The sequence below is a fragment of the uncultured Microbacterium sp. genome (genome assembly GCF_963528945.1).
GTDB lineage: Bacteria > Actinomycetota > Actinomycetes > Actinomycetales > Microbacteriaceae > Microbacterium.
This window is the reverse complement of the sequence record NZ_CAURWX010000001.1, coordinates 1,422,358-1,440,363: the sequence shown is the minus strand read 5'-3', so window position 1 is coordinate 1,440,363 and position 18,006 is coordinate 1,422,358. Positions and strand designations below refer to the sequence as shown.

General features: G+C 68.9%; 16 protein-coding genes. All 16 read left to right on the top strand.

All coding sequences use genetic code 11. The features are described from left to right. Nucleotides 1–25 precede the first annotated feature (25 nt). The 16 genes from murF to dnaE all read left to right on the top strand — a co-directional run bounded on the left by murF (nucleotide 26) and on the right by dnaE (nucleotide 17,969). Nucleotides 26–1,438 (top strand): UDP-N-acetylmuramoyl-tripeptide--D-alanyl-D-alanine ligase, encoded by a 1,413-nt coding sequence (gene murF / locus RWS82_RS06885; RefSeq protein ID WP_314648045.1) that lies wholly within the window; start codon nucleotides 26–28, stop codon nucleotides 1,436–1,438. Then, complete coding sequence (gene mraY / locus RWS82_RS06880; RefSeq protein WP_314648043.1) at nucleotides 1,435–2,541, top strand: phospho-N-acetylmuramoyl-pentapeptide-transferase; 1,107 nt, start codon at nucleotides 1,435–1,437, stop codon at nucleotides 2,539–2,541. Before murF ends, mraY begins: the two co-directional genes overlap by 4 nt. Next, complete coding sequence (gene murD / locus RWS82_RS06875; protein ID WP_314648042.1) at nucleotides 2,531–4,069, top strand: UDP-N-acetylmuramoyl-L-alanine--D-glutamate ligase; 1,539 nt, start codon at nucleotides 2,531–2,533, stop codon at nucleotides 4,067–4,069. The genes mraY and murD overlap by 11 nt, the downstream gene beginning before the upstream one ends. Next, nucleotides 4,038–5,267, top strand: a complete 1,230-nt coding sequence (ftsW, locus tag RWS82_RS06870) for a putative lipid II flippase FtsW (protein WP_314648040.1) — start codon at nucleotides 4,038–4,040, stop codon at nucleotides 5,265–5,267. Before murD ends, ftsW begins: the two co-directional genes overlap by 32 nt. Then, on the top strand, nucleotides 5,264–6,343 hold the full coding sequence (locus RWS82_RS06865; RefSeq protein ID WP_314648038.1) for a UDP-N-acetylglucosamine--N-acetylmuramyl-(pentapeptide) pyrophosphoryl-undecaprenol N-acetylglucosamine transferase: 1,080 nt from the start codon (nucleotides 5,264–5,266) through the stop codon (nucleotides 6,341–6,343). Before ftsW ends, RWS82_RS06865 begins: the two co-directional genes overlap by 4 nt. A 12-nt stretch (nucleotides 6,344–6,355) precedes the next feature. Further along, on the top strand, nucleotides 6,356–7,756 hold the full coding sequence (murC, locus tag RWS82_RS06860) for a UDP-N-acetylmuramate--L-alanine ligase (protein WP_314648037.1): 1,401 nt from the start codon (nucleotides 6,356–6,358) through the stop codon (nucleotides 7,754–7,756). A gap of 36 nt (nucleotides 7,757–7,792) precedes the next feature. Continuing rightward, entirely contained in the window at nucleotides 7,793–8,674 is an 882-nt protein-coding gene (locus RWS82_RS06855; RefSeq protein ID WP_314648036.1) for an FtsQ-type POTRA domain-containing protein, read from the top strand. 160 nt (nucleotides 8,675–8,834) lie between these two features. Beyond that, nucleotides 8,835–9,989 carry a cell division protein FtsZ gene (ftsZ, locus tag RWS82_RS06850; protein ID WP_314648034.1) on the top strand — a complete coding sequence of 385 codons (1,155 nt, stop codon included), beginning with the start codon at nucleotides 8,835–8,837 and terminating at the stop codon, nucleotides 9,987–9,989. Continuing rightward, entirely contained in the window at nucleotides 9,986–10,666 is a 681-nt protein-coding gene (locus tag RWS82_RS06845; protein WP_314648033.1) for a YggS family pyridoxal phosphate-dependent enzyme, read from the top strand. Before ftsZ ends, RWS82_RS06845 begins: the two co-directional genes overlap by 4 nt. 43 nt (nucleotides 10,667–10,709) lie before the next feature. Further along, a complete protein-coding gene (locus RWS82_RS06840) occupies nucleotides 10,710–11,186 on the top strand; it encodes a cell division protein SepF (RefSeq protein ID WP_314648031.1) in 477 nt (158 codons plus the stop codon). Nucleotides 11,187–11,192: 6 nt separating this feature from the next. Continuing rightward, nucleotides 11,193–11,489, top strand: a complete 297-nt coding sequence (locus RWS82_RS06835; protein ID WP_314648029.1) for a YggT family protein — start codon at nucleotides 11,193–11,195, stop codon at nucleotides 11,487–11,489. Nucleotides 11,490–11,642: 153 nt separating this feature from the next. After that, nucleotides 11,643–12,245 carry a DivIVA domain-containing protein gene (locus tag RWS82_RS06830; RefSeq protein WP_314648028.1) on the top strand — a complete coding sequence of 201 codons (603 nt, stop codon included), beginning with the start codon at nucleotides 11,643–11,645 and terminating at the stop codon, nucleotides 12,243–12,245. 10 nt (nucleotides 12,246–12,255) lie between these two features. Further along, nucleotides 12,256–12,843 (top strand): signal peptidase II, encoded by a 588-nt coding sequence (gene lspA / locus RWS82_RS06825; protein ID WP_314648026.1) that lies wholly within the window; start codon nucleotides 12,256–12,258, stop codon nucleotides 12,841–12,843. A gap of 1 nt (nucleotide 12,844) precedes the next feature. Then, nucleotides 12,845–13,768, top strand: coding sequence for an RluA family pseudouridine synthase (locus tag RWS82_RS06820; RefSeq protein ID WP_314648025.1), 924 nt, complete (start codon nucleotides 12,845–12,847; stop codon nucleotides 13,766–13,768). Between the two features lie 66 nt (nucleotides 13,769–13,834). Next, nucleotides 13,835–14,407, top strand: a complete 573-nt coding sequence (locus tag RWS82_RS06815) for a GNAT family N-acetyltransferase (RefSeq protein ID WP_314648024.1) — start codon at nucleotides 13,835–13,837, stop codon at nucleotides 14,405–14,407. Between the two features lie 43 nt (nucleotides 14,408–14,450). Further along, nucleotides 14,451–17,969, top strand: coding sequence for a DNA polymerase III subunit alpha (gene dnaE, locus RWS82_RS06810; RefSeq protein ID WP_314648023.1), 3,519 nt, complete (start codon nucleotides 14,451–14,453; stop codon nucleotides 17,967–17,969). Nucleotides 17,970–18,006 lie beyond the last annotated feature (37 nt).

The following is an 18,006-nucleotide window of genomic DNA, read 5'->3' as shown; positions in this document are numbered from 1 at the left end:
GGCGTGAGCCGCGCCTGGAGATGTCATGATCGCCCTGTCGCTCGCTGAAGTCGCCGAAGCCGTCGGCGGTGAGCTGCGCCTGTCCGGAACGGACACGGCCGAGACCGTCGTCGACGGGACCGTCGACACGGATTCGCGCACCCTGGGGGAGCGCTCGGTGTTCGTCGCGAAGCCCGGCGCCGAGACCGACGGCCACCGGTTCGTCGGTGCCGCGCGGGCGGCGGGCGCGACCCTCGCGATCGTCGAGCACGCCGTCGACGAACCCGTGAGCCAGATCGTCGTCGACGATGCCGTGGTGGCTCTCGGGGCGCTGGCGCGCGAGGTGGTGCGGCGGGTCCGCGCGCTCGGCGAGCTGCGCATCGTGGGCATCACCGGGTCGAACGGCAAGACGACGACCAAGAACTTCCTCGCCCGCATCCTCTCAGACGAGGGTGAGACGGTCGCGCCCATCAAGTCGTTCAACAACGAGGTCGGCGCACCCGTCACCATGCTGCGCGTGACGGAGAGCACGAAGTACCTGGTGAGCGAGTTCGGCGCCGCGGGCCCCGGCAGCATCGCTCGCCTCGCCGGTCTCGTCGAGCCCGACGTCGTGGTCGAGCTCATGGTCGGTCTCGCCCATGCCGGCGGATTCGGCGGTATCGAGGCGACGGCCAAGGCGAAGGCCGAGCTCATCACCGCCGCCACCGCGACGGGCACCGCGGTGCTCAACCTCGACGACGCCCGGGTCGCCGCCATGGCGGAGCTCGCGGAGTCGCGCGGGATGACCGTCGTCGGTTTCGGGCAGACCGCTACGGCCGACGTGCGCGCGCGCGACATCGAGGTGTCGGCGTCCGGTACCTCCTGCGTGATCGAGAGCGACGGGGAGAGCATCCCGCTCCGCCTGCGCGTGCTGGGTGCGCACCACATCACGAACGCCCTCGCCGCCATCACGGCTGCCCGCGTGCTCGGCGTGCCGGCCGCGGATGCCGCGGCGCGCCTCGAGACCGTCGAGATCGCCGAGCGGTGGCGCATGCAGCCCCTCGGCAACGACCGCGTGCGCATCATCAACGATGCGTACAACGCCAGCCCCGACTCGATGGCCGCGGCACTGCGCACCCTCGCGCAGATCACCGGGCCGGAGGAGCGCACGGTCGCGGTTCTCGGCGCGATGAGCGAGCTCGGCGAGAGCGCGGGAGAGGAGCACGACCGCATCGGTCTGCTCGCGGTGCGACTGAACATCCGCCGTATCGTCGTGGTCGGGCCCGAGGCCCGTCGTCTGTATCTCTCCGCCGTCGGCGAGGGGTCGTGGGACAGCGAGGCGGTGCATCTCCCCGATCAGGATGCCGCGTTCGAGTACCTGCGCACCGAGCTGCGCGACGGCGACCGCGTCCTCGTGAAGTCATCCAATTCCGTGGGCCTCCGGCATCTCGGCGATCGTCTGGGAGAATTGTTCTCGTGAGGTCCCTCATCATGGCGGCGGCCATCTCGCTCGCCTTCACCCTCTTCCTGACCCCGGTCTTCCTGCGGCTGTTCCGCAAGTGGGGCTGGGGGCAGGTCATCCGCACCCCCGAGGCGATGGAGAACCCCAGCCACGAGGCGAAGCGCGGAACCCCCACCATGGGCGGCGTCATCTTCATCGTCGGCTCGATCGTGGGGTATTTCACCGGCATGTGGGTCGGGGGCAGCGTCGTCGAACCGTCGGCGCTCCTGGTGATCTGGCTGATGGTCGGCTTCGGGGCCGTCGGGTTCATCGACGACTACATGAAGGTGCGCAGCCAGCGCAGCCTCGGACTCTCGGGCTGGCGCAAGATCGTCGGACAGCTCATCGTGGTCATCCCGTTCGGGATCGTCGCGCTGAACTTCCCGAACAGCTTCGACCAGACCCCCGCCAGCGGTTCGATCTCGCTGTTCCGCGACATCACCTGGCTCAACCTCTTCGCCTTCGGCGTCATCGCCGGCTGGGTGCTGTACCTGCTCTGGATCTCGATCATCGGGGTCGCGACCTCCAACAGCGTCAACCTCACCGACGGCCTCGACGGCCTCGCCGCCGGTGCCGGCCTGATGGTCGTGGGCGCCTACAGCCTCATCGCCTTCTGGCAGTCGAAGCAGTCCTGCATCGACGTCGAGCTCGACGCGATCGCCGGATGCTACGAGGTGCGAGACCCGTTCAACCTCGCGATCATCGCCGCCTCGTTCACCGGGGCACTGGTGGGCTTCCTGTGGTGGAACGCCCCCAAGGCGAAGGTGTTCATGGGCGACGTGGGGTCGATGGCCATCGGTGGCGTCATCACCGCGCTCGCGATCCTCACGCGCACCGAGCTGCTGCTGCTCGTCATCGCCGGCATCTTCGTTCTCTCGTCGGGCTCGGTCATCCTGCAGCGCGCCTACTTCAAGCTCACGCGCGGCAAGCGGCTGTTCCTCATGAGCCCGTTCCACCATCACCTCGAGATGCGGGGCTGGGCCGAGGTGACGATCGTCGTCCGACTGTGGATCATCGCGGGGCTGCTCGCCGTGTCGGCGGTCGGCCTGTTCTACGTGGAGTGGCTGACCCGTGTCGGCTGACCTGCGGCTGGCCGGGCTCACCAGCTGGTACGCCGACTGGAAGGGCCTCCGCGTCGCGGTGCTCGGGCTGTCGATGACGGGTTTCTCGGTCGCCGATACGCTCACCGAACTCGGTGCAGACGTGCTGGTGCTGTCGGAGTCGGCCACAGACGAGTACGAACGCCTCGTGCCGGTCATCGGCGCGCGGCTGGAACTCGGTGCTCTCGACGACGTGCCCGCGGTCCTTCGCGAGTTCGCCCCCGAGGTCGTGATCGCCTCGCCCGGCTTCCCTCCAGCGCATCCCGTGATCCGCTGGGTGCAGGAGTCGGGGATCGCGCTGTGGGGCGACGTCGAACTCGCGTGGCGGGTGCGCGACAAGGTGCGTCGGGCCGACGGCTCGCCCGCCGACTGGGTGCTCATCACCGGAACCAACGGCAAAACGACCACCACGCAGCTGACCGCGACGCTCCTGACCGAGGGTGGTCTGCGGGCCGCTCCGTGCGGCAACATCGGCGTGCCGGTGCTCGATGCCGTCCGCGACCCGGAGGGTTTCGACGTGTTCGTCGTCGAGCTCTCCAGCCACCAGCTCTGGTATCTCGGCCTCTCTCAGCCGGAGGGCCAGCCCTTCCCCTATTCCGCGGTCTGCCTCAACCTGGCCGACGACCACCTCGTGTGGCATGGCGGGGCGGACGCGTACCGCGACGCGAAGGCGATCGTCTACCGGAACACGCGCGTCGCGTGCGTCTACAACAAGGCCGACGAGGCGACCCGTCGCATGGTCGAGGACGCCGACGTCATCGAAGGCGCCCGCGCGATCGGGTTCGACCTGGGCACGCCCGGCCCCAGCGACCTGGGCGTCGTGGAGGGGCTGCTCGTCGACCGGGCGTTCCTCGACGACCGCGCGCGCAGTGCGCTCGAGCTGACCACGGTCGCCGACCTCGACCGCGTCGGCCTCGCGGCACCGCACATCGTGCAGAACATCCTCGCGGCCGCCGCGCTGGCGCGCTCCCTCGGCGTCGAGCCGGAGGCGATCCACGCGGCGCTTCAGTCCTTCCGTCTCGACGCGCATCGCATCCAGGTCGTCGCGCGGCACGCGGGCATCACGTGGATCGACGACTCGAAGGCGACCAATCCCCACGCCGCGGCGTCGTCGTTGCGCGCCTACCCCGGCGCGGTCTGGGTGGTCGGAGGCGACCTCAAGGGCGTCGACATCGCCGACCTGGTCGCCGAGGTCGGCGGAACGGCCCGAGCAGCCGTCGTCATCGGTGTCGACCGGGTGGGAGTCGTCACCGCATTCGAACGACACGCCTCCACGGTCCCCGTGTTCGAGGTGGATGCTGGCGACACTGGACAGGTCATGAATCGCGTCGTGGAGATCGCGGCGGGGATCGTCGACGACGGGGGCACCGTACTTCTCGCTCCTGCGGCGGCATCCTTCGATCAGTTCTCCAGCTACGCGGATCGCGGCAACCGCTTCGCCGAGGCGGTGCGCGAGTGGATCGAGCGGGGGAGTGCCGATGACGCAGGTGGCTCGCCCTCCGGGCTCTGAGTCGGGCGGTCTGGCGGCGAGGGTCTCGCTCGGACGCCGGTTCACACCCGTGTCGACCGAGTTCCTCCTGATCGCCTCGACCGCTCTGTTGCTCACGATCTTCGGACTCGTCATGGTGCTCTCCGCGACCAGCGCCACGGCTGTCGCGAGCGGGTCGAACCCGATGACCGACGCTCTTCGGCAGGGCATTTTCGCGGTGCTCGGCATCCCGCTGATGTTCCTCATCAGTCGGCTCCCGATCCGCTTCCTGAAGCGCATGGCGTGGCCCGCGCTCTTCGGTGCGGTCGCCCTGCAGCTGCTCGTCTTCACCCCTCTCGGAATCGCCGACGGTGGAAACCGGAACTGGATCAAGGTGCTCGGGTTCCAGATGCAGCCCTCCGAGTTCCTCAAGCTCGCGCTCGCCCTCTGGATCGGCTTCGTGCTGCTGCGCAAGCAGGCGATGCTCGGAACGTGGCATCACGTCTTCATCCCCGTGGTGCCGGTAGGCGCTCTCGCCATCGGGACGGTGCTCGGCGGCAAGGACCTGGGCACGGCGATGGTGCTCGTGCTGATCCTGCTCGGATGCCTGTTCTTCTCCGGCGTGAAGCTCCGGCTGTTCATCATCCCCGTGGTGCTCGGAGTCGTCGCCGTGCTCGCGTACGCGCTCTCCAGTGCCGACCGGATGCGCCGCATCACCGCCAACTGCGACGACATGGCGCTGTACCACACCGACTGCTACCAATCGATCCACGGCATCTGGGGCATGGCGAACGGCGGCATCTTCGGGCTCGGCCTCGGCAACTCCCAGGAGAAGTACGGGTGGCTCCCCGCGCCGGGCAACGACTTCATCTTCGCGATCGTGGGGGAGGAGCTCGGGCTGATCGGCTGCGTCGTGGTGCTCGCCCTGTTCACCTTCTTCACGGTGGGCGCCTTCCACATCATCCGCAAGACCGATGACCCCTTCATCCGGGTCGCGGCCGGCGGCATCACGGTCTGGATCACGGGCCAGGCCGTGCTCAACGTCGGCGTCGTCGTCGGTCTGTTCCCCGTGATGGGCGTGCCGCTGCCGTTCATGTCGCAGGGGGGAACGGCGCTGCTCGCGGTGCTGCTCGCGTGCGGCGTGCTGCTCGCGTTCGCCCGAACCATCCCGGCGGTGGAGAAGTCACCTGCGGCTGCTCGGGCGGGCTCTCGGCCGGGTCGGGGTAGGGTCTCCCGGTGACCTCGTACCTTCTCGCCGGCGGTGGCACCGCCGGTCATGTGAACCCCCTGCTCGCCGTCGCCGACGGCCTGATCGCTCGCGACCCCGCCGCGCAGGTGCGCGTGCTCGGCACGGCCGAGGGGTTGGAATCCCGGCTGGTGCCGGAACGCGGTTACGAGCTCCTCATCGTCGACAAGGTGCCGTTCCCCCGGCGCCCCGATCGCCAGGCCATCGGATTCCCTCAGCGCTTCCGCCGGGCGATTGCCCAGGTGCGCGGGCACATCCGCGCCCATGCGGTCGACGTGGTGGTGGGATTCGGCGGATACGCGTCCGCCCCGGCCTATGTCGCGGCTCGGCGCGAGGGCATCCCGTTCGTCGTGCACGAGGCGAACGCCAAGCCGGGCTTGGCAAACGTGCTCGGTGCCCGCGGGGCCACCGCAGTCGGCATTGCATTCCGAGGCACTCCGCTGCGGCGGGGAGAAGTCGTCGGAATGCCGTTGCGCCGCGAGATCGTCGAGCTCGACCGGGCCGCCCTGCACGACGAGGCCGCCGCTCATTTCGGTCTCGACTCCGACCGGCCCGTGCTGCTGGCCTTCGGCGGTTCGCTCGGTGCCCAGCGGTTGAACGATGCCCTCGCCGACTCCTGGGGGGACGTGCTCGCCGCCGGTTGGCAGCTTCTGCACGTCACGGGGGAGCGCAGTGAGCTCGCCGACCCCGGCGTCGAGGGGTACGCGATGCGCCGCTACGTCGACCGCATGGACCTCGCGTTCGCTCTTGCCGACCTGGTGCTCTCGCGCTCGGGGGCGGCGACGGTCAGCGAGGTGAGCGCGCTCGGCATCCCCGCCCTGTACGTGCCCTATTCGGTCGGCAACGGGGAGCAGCGCCTCAACGCGGCCTCCGCCGTCGCGGACGGCGCTGCCCGCCTCCTCGACGACGCGTCGTTCGACGGCGACGCCGTGCGTCGTGAGGTGGTGCCGCTGCTTGCGGACCGCGATCGGATCGCCGCGATGGCCGCGGCCGCACAGGGCGCCGGCAGCCGCACCGGCACCGAGGACCTCATCGCCCTCGTCGATCGCGCGATCCGCGCCCGGAACTAGACTGAGCAGGACATGATCAGACCCGACCTCTCCCTCCCGATCCCCGAGACGATCACCTCCGCGCACTTCATCGGTATCGGCGGTTCCGGCATGAGCGGGCTCGCTCGCATGTTCCTCGACGCCGGCATCCGCGTCTCGGGTTCCGACCGCGCTGACAGCGAGAATCTCCGCGCCCTCGCGGCTGCCGGGGCGACCGTTCACGTCGGGCACGACGCCGCCCATCTCGGCGATGCCGACACGGTCGTGCACACCGGTGCGATCTGGCCGGAGAATCCCGAGTTCGTGACGGCCAAGGAGCGCGGGCTGCACGTCATCCACCGTTCTCAGGCGCTGCACTGGCTGGTCGGCTCCCGTCGTCTCGTGTCGGTGGCGGGTGCGCACGGCAAGACGACCTCGACCGGCATGATCGTCACCGCGCTGCGGGCGCTCGGCGACGACCCGCATTTCGTCAACGGCGGGGTCATCGAGCAGCTCGGCACGTCGAGCGCGACCGGCTCCGACGACCTCTTCGTCATCGAGGCCGACGAGTCGGACGGCACGTTCCTGCTCTACGACACGGCTGTCGCCCTCATCACCAACGTCGACCCCGATCACCTCGATCACTACGGGTCGGACGAGGCGTTCCACGACGCGTTCGTGCGGTTCGCGGATGCCGCGAGCGAGGCGGTCGTGATCTCGAGCGACGACCCCGGCGCTCTCCGCGTCGGCGCCGGGCTCTCCCACTCGAACGTGCTCACGTTCGGTCAGGCGGAGGGGGCGGACCTGCGCGTCTCGGACATCGTCACCGATGGTCCGGTCGCTGCGACCCTCACCCTCGGGGGGCGGAGCGTGCGGATGCAGTTGGCCGTCCCCGGCGCGCACAACGCGATCAACGCCGCGGGTGCGGTCGCGGTGCTGCACGCCCTGGGGCGCCCCTTCGACGATGCCGTACGTGCGGTGGAGGGTTTCGCCGGAACCGTCCGTCGGCTGGAGCAGCACGGCGTGGCCGCCGGGGTCAGCGTGTACGACGACTACTCCCACCATCCGACGGAGGTGCGTGCGGCGCTCGAAGCCATGCGCAGCATCGCGGGCGGTGGGCGTGTGATCGCGATCCAGCAGCCGCATACCTACTCGCGCACTCAGCACATGTACCAGGAGTTCGCCGACGTGCTCGAGGAGCTGGCCGATCACACGGTCATGCTCGACGTGTACGGCGCCCGGGAGGACCCTGTTCCGGGTGTCACGGGCGAGCTGGTGAGCGGCGCGTTCCGCGATCCCGCCAAGGTGCATTACGTGCCGGACTGGCAGGAGGCGAGCGAATACACCGCGCGCATTGCGCGCGAGGGCGACTTCGTCGTGACGCTCGGCTGCGGCAACGTCTATCAGATGATCCCGCAGGTGCTGGAGGCGCTGCGCCGGACCGACGGAGCGTAATCCGTGCGTCGTCCTGCACCGCCGACCCTGACGCCTGTGGTTCCGCGCGGCGAGGAGCGCGTGCTCCGGGGTGGTCGCGCGCGGAGCGTCGACCACGCCCCGCCTGCGGAGGCCGATGACGAGGCCGTCGTCGCGGCGACCTCCGATCCGGAGCAGAGCGTCCCCACGTCCACGCGCGACGTGTGGCGAGCGGCACGCGCGCGGCGCAAGGCACTGCGTGCCGAGATCCGCCGATTCACGCAGCGTTCCCGTCGCCGTCGCATCATCGGGTGGAGCGCGGTGGGAGTCGCCGTGGCTCTCGTCGGAGGGAGCATCGCGGCGGCGTACAGTCCGCTGTTCGCGGTCGAGCGCATCACGGTGGTGGGCGCGTCGACGCTCGACCCTGCCACGCTCGAGACCGCCCTCGCCGGGCAGATCGGCACGCCGCTCGCGCTCGTCGACAGCAGCGAGGTGAAGGCCGCCCTGCTGGCGTTCCCGCTCATCGAGACGTACTCGGTCGAGGCGCGGCCGCCGCACGAGCTGGCCGTGCGCATCGTCGAACGCACCCCGGTCGGCGTGATCGCATCGGATGCCGGGTTCACGCTCGTCGACGCGGCCGGCGTGGCACTGTCGACCACGGCCGAGCAGCCGGCGGGGCAGCCGCTGCTCGAGATCGACGGCGGCCCTGGCTCGTCGGCGTTCGAGAGCGCCGGACTCGTCGTCCGGTCGCTGCCTGACGATGTGCGGCAGCAGCTCGCCTCCGTGCGGGCGACGACGGCCGACGACGTCACCCTCACCCTCGGCTCCGGCCTGACGGTGGTGTGGGGGAGCGAAGAGGAGTCGGCGAAGAAGGGCGTTCTGCTCTCGCGCGTGCTCGCCGCCAACCCCGACGCGTCGACCATCGACGTCTCGTCGCCCCGTACCGCGGTCGTCGGCTGATCGATTCGTCGCCGAAACGGCCGACACGCCCGTGTCGCTGCGGCCCGGCGCCTGTGTGCCGCATACCTTCGAACAAGAGAACGCAATACCGGGAAATACTTTATACCTCTAGTTGAGGTTTAAGGTTCCCCTTCAGGCTCGAACAATTCGGAGGCCGGCCATGAGCCAGAACCAGAACTACCTCGCCGTGATCAAGGTCGTCGGCGTCGGCGGTGGCGGCGTCAACGCCGTCAACCGCATGATCGAGCTCGGCCTCCGCGGAGTCGAGTTCATCGCCGTCAACACCGACGCGCAGGCGCTGCTGATGAGCGACGCCGACGTCAAGCTCGACGTCGGGCGCGAGCTCACCCGCGGCCTCGGCGCGGGCGCCGACCCGGAGGTCGGTCGTCGCGCCGCCGAGGATCACGCCGAAGAGATCGAGCAGGCGCTGACCGGGGCCGACATGGTCTTCGTCACCGCCGGCGAGGGCGGCGGAACCGGCACCGGCGGTGCTCCCGTGGTGGCTCGCATCGCGAAGTCGATCGGTGCGCTGACCATCGGTGTCGTCACCAAGCCGTTCTCCTTCGAGGGCCGTCGTCGCCAGAGCCAGGCCGAGGCAGGCGTCGCGAAGCTGAAGGAAGAGGTCGACACCCTCATCGTCGTCCCCAACGACCGTCTGCTCGAGATCAGCGACCGCGGCATCTCGATGATCGAGGCGTTCGCCACCGCCGACCAGGTGCTCCTCGCCGGTGTGCAGGGCATCACCGACCTCATCACGACCCCCGGTCTGATCAACCTCGACTTCGCCGACGTCAAGTCGGTCATGCAGGGCGCGGGTTCCGCGCTCATGGGTATCGGATCCGCGCGCGGAGCCGACCGCGCGATCAAGGCTGCAGAACTGGCCGTCGAGTCGCCGCTGCTCGAAGCCTCGATCGAGGGGGCGCACGGTGTGCTGCTCTCGATCCAGGGTGGGTCGAACCTCGGCATCTTCGAGATCCATGACGCCGCCGATCTGGTCAAGGAGGCCGCGCACCCTGAGGCCAACATCATCTTCGGTACGGTCATCGACGACACGCTCGGCGACGAGGTGCGCGTGACCGTCATCGCGGCAGGGTTCGACGGCGGCGAGCCGTCGCTGCGCCTCGACCCGATGGTCGTATCGCGCCCCGCCGCGGCTACCGCGCTGCCCGAGGTGGCGTTGTCCGACGACGCCGAGAAGGCGCCGCAGGCCGAGGAGCCGGTGCGCGAGGAGAAGCCCGCGACGCGCGTGCAGACCACGAGCATCGAGCCGGCCTTCGCCGACGACGACATCGACATCCCCGAATTCCTGAAGTGACCGAGCTGGGCGCGCGGCTGTCGGCGGTCGACGAGCGCATCGCCGACGCCGCCCGCCGAGCCGGTCGCCGGCCGGACGAGATCACGCGCATCGTCGTGACCAAGTTCCACCCGGCGTCCCTCGTGCGCGAGCTGCACGCCCTCGGCGTGCGCGACGTCGGAGAGAATCGCCAGCAGGAGCTGTCGGCGAAACACTCCGAGCTCGCCGACCTCGACCTGCGGTGGCACTTCATCGGACAGGCGCAGACCAACAAGGCGGGCGCCATCCGTCGCGACGCGGATGCCGTTCACTCGGTCGACCGCTCCCGCCTCGCCGACGCCCTGCACCGAGCCGCCGAGGGCGACGACGTCCTCGACGTTCTCGTGCAGGTCAACCTCACCGAAGACCCCGGCCGCGGCGGCGTCGTGCCCGAGGATGCTCTGGGCGTGGCCGAGCACGTGCTCGGTCTGCCGACGCTGCGGCTGCGCGGCGTGATGGCCGTCGCTCCTCTCGATGAGGAGCCGGCATCCGCCTTCGCGCGCCTGCGCGACACCGCCGACCGGATCCGGTCGGTCGCCCCCGGCGCGGACTGGATGTCCGCGGGGATGACGGGTGACTTCGTCGAGGCGATCGCGGCGGGTGCGACACACCTGCGGATCGGCTCGGCAATCACCGGCCCGCGCCCCGACCGGGGATAACCTCTACACAGACCAGCCCGTATCGTTCGAACCGGAGGACACGATGGGTAACCCGCTCAAGAAGACCATGGTGTACCTCGGACTCGCCGACGAGGAAGAAGCCTATGAAGAAGAGCAGCAGGCTCCCGCACGCGCACAGCGCGAGCGCGAGCGAGACCGTGAGCGCGAGGAGCCGGCTCCGGCCCCCGTCACGCCGCTGCGCCGCCCCGTCGCCGTCCGTCAGCCCTCGGTGGGTGTCGTGAACGAGATCCTGACGGTGCACCCCAAGCAGTACCGCGACGCCCAGCTCATCGCCGAGAGCTTCCGCGAGGGCGTCCCCGTGATCATCAACCTCTCGCAGATGAGCGACGCCGACGCGCGACGCCTCATCGACTTCGCGAGCGGACTGTCGCTCGGCCTGTACGGCCGCATCGAGCGCGTGACCTCGAAGGTCTTCCTGCTCTCGCCCGAGAACATCAACGTCTCGGGGCAGGGCGGTATCGCGCACGCGGACGCGGAGTCCGCGGGCTTCGATCAGTAGGAAGCCGTGCAGCTGGTCCAGATCCTCGCGAGCATCGTCCACCTGGTGCTCCTGTTGTACATCTTCGTGCTCTTCGCGCGTCTGATCCTCGACTACATCCCGCTGTTCAACCGGGAATGGCGGCCGAAGGGCTTCGGATTGGTGCTGGCCGAAGCGGTCTACACCGTGACGGATCCGCCCATCCGGTTCTTCCGCAGGATCATCCCTCCGCTCCGTCTCGGCGGGCTGTCGCTCGACTTCGGCTTCGCGCTGACGATGATCATCGTTCTGATCCTGATGAACATCGTCCGTCTCTTCACCTGACGCCCCGCGATGGCCGCTGTCCGAGTGTCGTGACATCGCGGCTCCAAGGCGCGGGGGCTATGCTGGCTCCCAGGTGCGCGCCCCGGGTTCGCGCCACATCACGACCGCGCCATATCGAAACTGGCAACCGAACTCATCGAAAGAGGAGCCATCATGGCACTTACCCCGGATGACGTCGTCACCAAGCAGTTCCAGCACGTCCGATTCAAGGACGGCTTCGACCCGGACGAGGTCGACGACTTCCTCGACGAGATCGTCATCGAGTGGCGCAAGGCCCTCGAGGAGAACGTCGAGCTGAAGGCCAAGCTGGCCGCGTACGAGTCGGGTGCGACTCCGGCCGCCGAGACCGCGGCTCCCGCCCCCGTGGCCGAGACGCCGGCACCGGCGCCCGCCGCTCCGGCTGCGCCGGCCGAGTCCGCGTCCGGCTCCGCCACGGCGACCGCCGGCATCATCGAGCTGGCCCAGCGCCTGCACGACGAGCACGTCGCCGAGGGTGAGGCGAAGCGCGACCAGCTGATCCAGGATGCCGAGGCCGAGGTCACGCGCATCCGCACCGAGGCCGAGGCGAAGCAGCGCGAGGAGACCTCGCGTCTCGAGCGCGAGCGCAACGCCCTCGAGGCCCGCATCACCGAGCTTCGCAACTTCGAGCGCGACTACCGTTCGCAGCTCCGCGGGTACATCGAGGGTCAGCTCCGCGACCTCGACGAGAAGTCGGCATCCACGGACTCCACGCCCGTCTCCGCGATCGGACTGTAGGTCGTAGGTCTTGAACCGACGTCTCCCGATTCGTCGGTCGGCGGCCGGTGCGATCGTTGCGATTCTCGCAGCGATCGTGCTGGCCGCCGATCAGTTTGTGAAGCACCTCACGGTGCAGAACCTCCCGGAGCAGAAACCGGTCCCCGTGCTCGGCGACTTCCTCCAGCTCTACTACGTGCGCAACCCCGGAGCGGCGTTCTCCCTCGGGTCCGACGTCACCTGGCTCTTCACCATCGCGCTGGCCGTCGTGGCCGGTGTGATCGTCTGGAAGGCGTTCGGCCTGCGGTCGCGTCTCTGGGCCGTCGTCCTCGGCTGCCTGCTCGGCGGTGTCCTCGGAAACCTCGGTGACCGTCTCTTCCGCGAGCCGGGCTTCCCGGTCGGCCACGTCGTCGACATGATCTCCATGCCGTGGATGATGCCGGCGATCTTCAACGTCGCCGACATCTTCATCGTGACCGGGATGATTTCGGTCGCCCTCCTCGTCGTCTTCGGCCTGCGCTTCGACGGCTCCCGCGAACGCGACCACGAGGCGGTCGAGTCCGATGCCGAGGCCGACGCTCTCGCCGCCGAGCGCGCGACCGCGGACGGCGAGCGCTGAGGTGGAGTCGCGTTCCCTCCCGGTTCCTGACGGGCTCGACGGCGCACGCGTCGACGCTGCCCTCGCGAAGATGCTCGGCTTCTCCCGCACGTTCGCGGCCGACGTCGCCGCCGCGGGCGGAGTCCGACTCGACGGCGTCGTGCTCGACAAGTCCGACCGTCTGCGCGGCGGAGGCTGGCTCGAGGTCGAATGGCAGCCCAAGGAGGGGCCGCGGATCATCCCGCTCGCGGTGCCGGAGCTGGGGATCGTGCACGACGACGACGACATCGTCGTCGTCGACAAACCGACCGGCGTGGCCGCTCATCCCTCGTTGGGGTGGGAGGGGCCGACCGTCGTGGGTGCCCTTGCGGCAGGTGGATTCCGCATCGCCACGAGCGGGGCGCCGGAGCGTCAGGGCGTGGTGCACCGCCTCGACGTGGGGACCAGCGGGCTCATGGTGGTCGCCAAGAGCGAGACGGCGTACACGGCCCTGAAGCGGGCGTTCAAGGAGCGCACGGTCGAGAAGATCTACCATGCGGTGGTGCAGGGGCATCCCGATCCGCTCGCAGGGACGATCGACGCGCCGATCGGGCGTCACCCGAATCACTCGTGGAAGTTCGCGGTGACCCCGGACGGCAAACCGTCTGTGACGCACTACGAGACGCTGGAGGCGTTCCCCGGGGCGTCGCTGCTCGAGATCCATCTCGAGACGGGGCGGACGCATCAGATCCGCGTGCACATGGCGGCCCACCGGCATCCGTGCGTCGGTGACCCGCTCTACGGCGCCGACCCGACCCTCTCGGCTCGACTCGGTCTCGGCCGGCAGTGGCTCCACGCCCACCAGCTCGCGTTCTCGCACCCGGGCACGGGGGAGTGGGTCCAGTTCGAGTCGCCCTATCCCGCGGACTTCCAGCACGCTCTGGCGGTGCTCCGCGGCGACGCGTGACGACGACGCGCCCCGGTCGGGCCCGCGGCGTTCCCGAATGTCGGATGCCGGCGCGATACTGAGCGCATGGACATCGAGGTTCGCCCGGCGACGGTCTTCGACGACGTCGCCGCGCTGGTCGGCCCCCGCAAACCGACGTCGAACGTGTGCTTCTGCCTCAGCTACCGGGTGGGCAACAAGGAGAACGTCTCGCTCCGCGGTCCCGCGCGCGCCGATCGGGTGCGCGAGCTGTGTCGCCACGATCCGCCCCCGGGGGTCATCGCGTACCTCGACGGCGAGCCGGTCGGATGGGCCGCTCTCCACCCGCGCCGAGACACGAGCTTCGCGCGCAATCGCCTGATCCCGCACGTCGACGACCTCGACGTCTGGTCGCTGTGGTGCTTCCGCATCCGACCCGGGTACCGGAAGCAGGGGATCTCGCACGCCCTCGTCGCCGGGGCGGTCGACTACGCGCGGGAGCGGGGCGCGCCGGCGGTCGAGGCGTACCCCGTCGACAATCGCGGAGCGCGGGTCAATCAGACGATGGCCTACGTCGGCACCCGGAGGCTCTTCGAAGCCGCGGGATTCCGCAAGGTCGCGGAGACGGGGTCGGTTCTCGACGGCTTCCCGCGGGTGCTGATGAGGCACGATCTGGGCTGACGTCGAACCCCGGATGTCGGATGCCGAAAGTAGACTCGAACCCATGGCTTCCGACTCCTTCGTCCACCTGCACGTGCACAGCGAGTACTCCATGCTCGACGGTGCGGCGAAGATCAATGCGATGACCCAGGCGGCCGCCGACTACGGCATGCCGGCCATCGCGGTGACCGATCACGGCAACACCTTCGCCGCCTTCGAGTTCTACAACGCGGCGAAGAACGCCGGCGTCAAGCCGATCGTCGGCCTCGAGGCCTACGTCACGCCCGGCACGCACCGCAGCGACAAGACGCGCGTGCAGTGGGGCACCGCCGATCAGAAGAGCGACGACGTCTCGGGCTCGGGCGCCTACACCCACATGACGATGTGGAGCCAGAGCACCGAGGGCATGCACAACCTCTTCCGACTGAGCTCGCGGTCGAGCATGGAGGGCTACTACTTCAAGCCGCGCATGGACCGCGAGCTGCTGCAGACCTATGGCAAGGGGCTCATCGCCACCACCGGCTGCCCCTCGGGCGAGGTGCAGACCCGGCTGCGGCTGGGGCAGTACGAGGCGGCGCGCGCGGCCGCGGCCGAGTTCCAGGACATCTTTGGCAAGGAGAACTACTTCGCCGAGATCATGGACCACGGCCTCTCCATCGAGCGCCGCGTCATGACGGATCTCCTCCGCCTCGCGAAAGACCTGAACATCCCGCTCGTCGCCACGAACGACTCGCACTACACCCACCAGCACGAGGCTGACGCGCACGCGGCGCTGCTGTGCGTGCAGTCGGGCTCGACGCTCGACGACCCCAACCGGTTCAAGTTCGACGGCGACGGGTACTACATCAAGACCGCCGCCGAGATGCGGCAGATGTTCCGAGACCACCCCGAAGCCTGCGACAACACGCTCCTCATCGCCGAGCGGTGCGAGGTCGAGTTCAACACCTCCGCGAACTACATGCCGCGCTTCCCGGTGCCCGACGGCGAGACCGAAGACAGCTGGCTCATCAAAGAGGTCGAGAACGGCCTGCACTACCGCTACCCCCAGGGCATCCCCGACAAGGTGCGCAAGCAGGCCGAGTACGAGACCGGCATCATCCTCCAGATGGGGTTCCCCGGCTACTTCCTCGTCGTCGCGGACTTCATCAACTGGGCGAAAGACAACGGCATCCGCGTCGGTCCGGGCCGCGGTTCCGGTGCCGGCTCGATGGTCGCGTACGCGATGAAGATCACCGACCTCGACCCGCTCGAGCACGGCCTGATCTTCGAGCGCTTCCTCAACCCCGACCGCGTCTCGATGCCCGACTTCGACGTCGACTTCGATGACCGCCGTCGTGGCGAGGTCATCGACTACGTCACGGCGAAGTACGGCTCCGAGCGTGTCGCCCAGATCGTCACCTATGGCACGATCAAGTCGAAGCAGGCGCTGAAAGACGCCGGGCGCGTGCTGGGCTTCCCCTTCAGCATGGGCGAGCGCCTCACCAAGGCGATGCCGCCGCCCGTGATGGGCAAGGACATGCCGCTCGACGGCATGTTCGACTCGGCGCATCCGCGGTACAAGGAGGCCAGCGAGTTCCGGGCGCTCATCGAGACCGACCCCGAGGCCAAGACCGTCTTCGACCGCGCGCTCGGCCTGGAGGGTCTGAAGCGTCAGTGGGGCGTGCACGCCGCCGGTGTGATCATGTCGTCCGAGCCGCTGCTCGACATCATTCCCATCATGCGTCGCGAGCAGGACGGTCAGATCGTCACGCAGTTCGACTACCCGTCGTGCGAGACCCTCGGGCTGATCAAGATGGACTTCCTGGGGCTGCGCAACCTCACGATCATCTCCGATGCGCTCGACAACATCCGGCTGAACCGTGGCGAGGAGCTCGATCTCGAGCACCTCGAGCTCGACGATCGGGGCGCCTACGATCTGCTGTCGCGCGGAGACACCCTCGGCGTCTTCCAGCTCGATGGCGGGCCCATGCGCTCGCTGCTGCGCCTGATGAAGCCCGACAACTTCGAAGACATCTCGGCGGTCATCGCGCTGTACCGCCCCGGCCCCATGGGAGCGAACTCGCACACCAACTACGCGCTGCGCAAGAACGGGCAGCAGCCGATCACCCCCATCCATCCCGAGCTCGAAGAGCCGCTGCGCGACATCCTCGACACGACGTACGGCCTGATCATCTACCAGGAGCAGGTCATGGCGATCGCGCAGAAGGTCGCGGGGTTCAGCCTCGGCCAGGCCGACATCCTGCGGCGAGCGATGGGCAAGAAGAAGAAGTCCGAGCTCGACAAGCAGTACGAAGGCTTCGCCGGGGGGATGAAGGAGCGCGGGTTCGGCGAGGGAGCCGTGAAGGCCCTCTGGGACATCCTGCTGCCGTTCTCCGACTACGCCTTCAACAAAGCGCACTCTGCCGCCTACGGTCTGGTCTCGTACTGGACGGCGTACCTCAAGGCGCATTACCCCGCCGAGTACATGGCCGCGCTGCTCACGAGCGTCGGCGACTCGAAGGACAAGATGGCGCTGTACCTCAACGAGTGCCGTCGCATGGGCATCAAGGTCCTCCCGCCCGATGTGTCCGAATCGATCAACTTCTTCGCCGCCGTCGGCGACGACATCCGCTTCGGACTGGGCGCGGTGCGCAACGTCGGCAGCAACGTGGTCGACGGCATCGTGCAGGCCCGGAAAGACGAGCGCTTCACGTCGTTCCACCACTTCCTCGACAAGGTGCCGCTGCACGTGGCCAACAAGCGCACCGTCGAGTCGCTCATCAAGGCCGGCGCGTTCGACTCGATGGGCGACACCCGGCGCGCCCTGGTCGAGATCCACGAAGACGCGGTCGAGGCCGCGGTCGACCGCAAGCGGAACGAGGCCCAGGGGGCCATCGGCTTCGACTTCGACAGCCTCTACGACGGCACGGAAGAGGTCGCGCCCGCGAAGGTGCCCGCTCGTCCCGAGTGGATCAAGAAGGACAAGCTCGCGTTCGAGCGCGAGATGCTGGGGCTCTATGTCTCGGATCACCCGCTCGCGGGCCTCGAGGTCCCGCTCGCCAAGCACGCGTCGATCTCGATCCACGACCTGAACAACTCCGAAGACCTGCAGGACGGCGATCAGGTCACGGTCGCGGGACTGGTGACGAGCGTCCAGCACCGGGTCGCCAAGGCGAGCGGCAATCCGTACGGCATGATCACCGTCGAAGACTTCAACGGCGAGGTGACGGTCATGTTCATGGGCAAGACCTACACCGAGTTCCAGCACATCCTGCAGCAGGACTCGATCCTGGCCGTGCGCGGGCGCGTCTCGCGGCGTGATGACGGACTGAACCTGCACGCGCAGTCCGCCTTCGCGCCCGACGTCGGCTCTTTCGACGCGGCAGGGCCGCTGGCGCTCGTGCTCCCTGAGCAGCGCGCGACCGAGCGCGTCATGACCGACCTGGCCGAGGTGCTGCGCCGCCACGCCGGCGACACCGAGGTCATGCTGCGGGTGCATCGAGGCGGTACCGCGAAGGTCTTCGAGGTGCCGATGCCGGTGAAGGTCTCGGCCGACCTGTTCGGCGACCTGAAGTCGCTGCTCGGACCGAGCTGTCTGGGGTGAACGGGTAGGATCGGGACGCGTCGGAAGCGCATCCCCC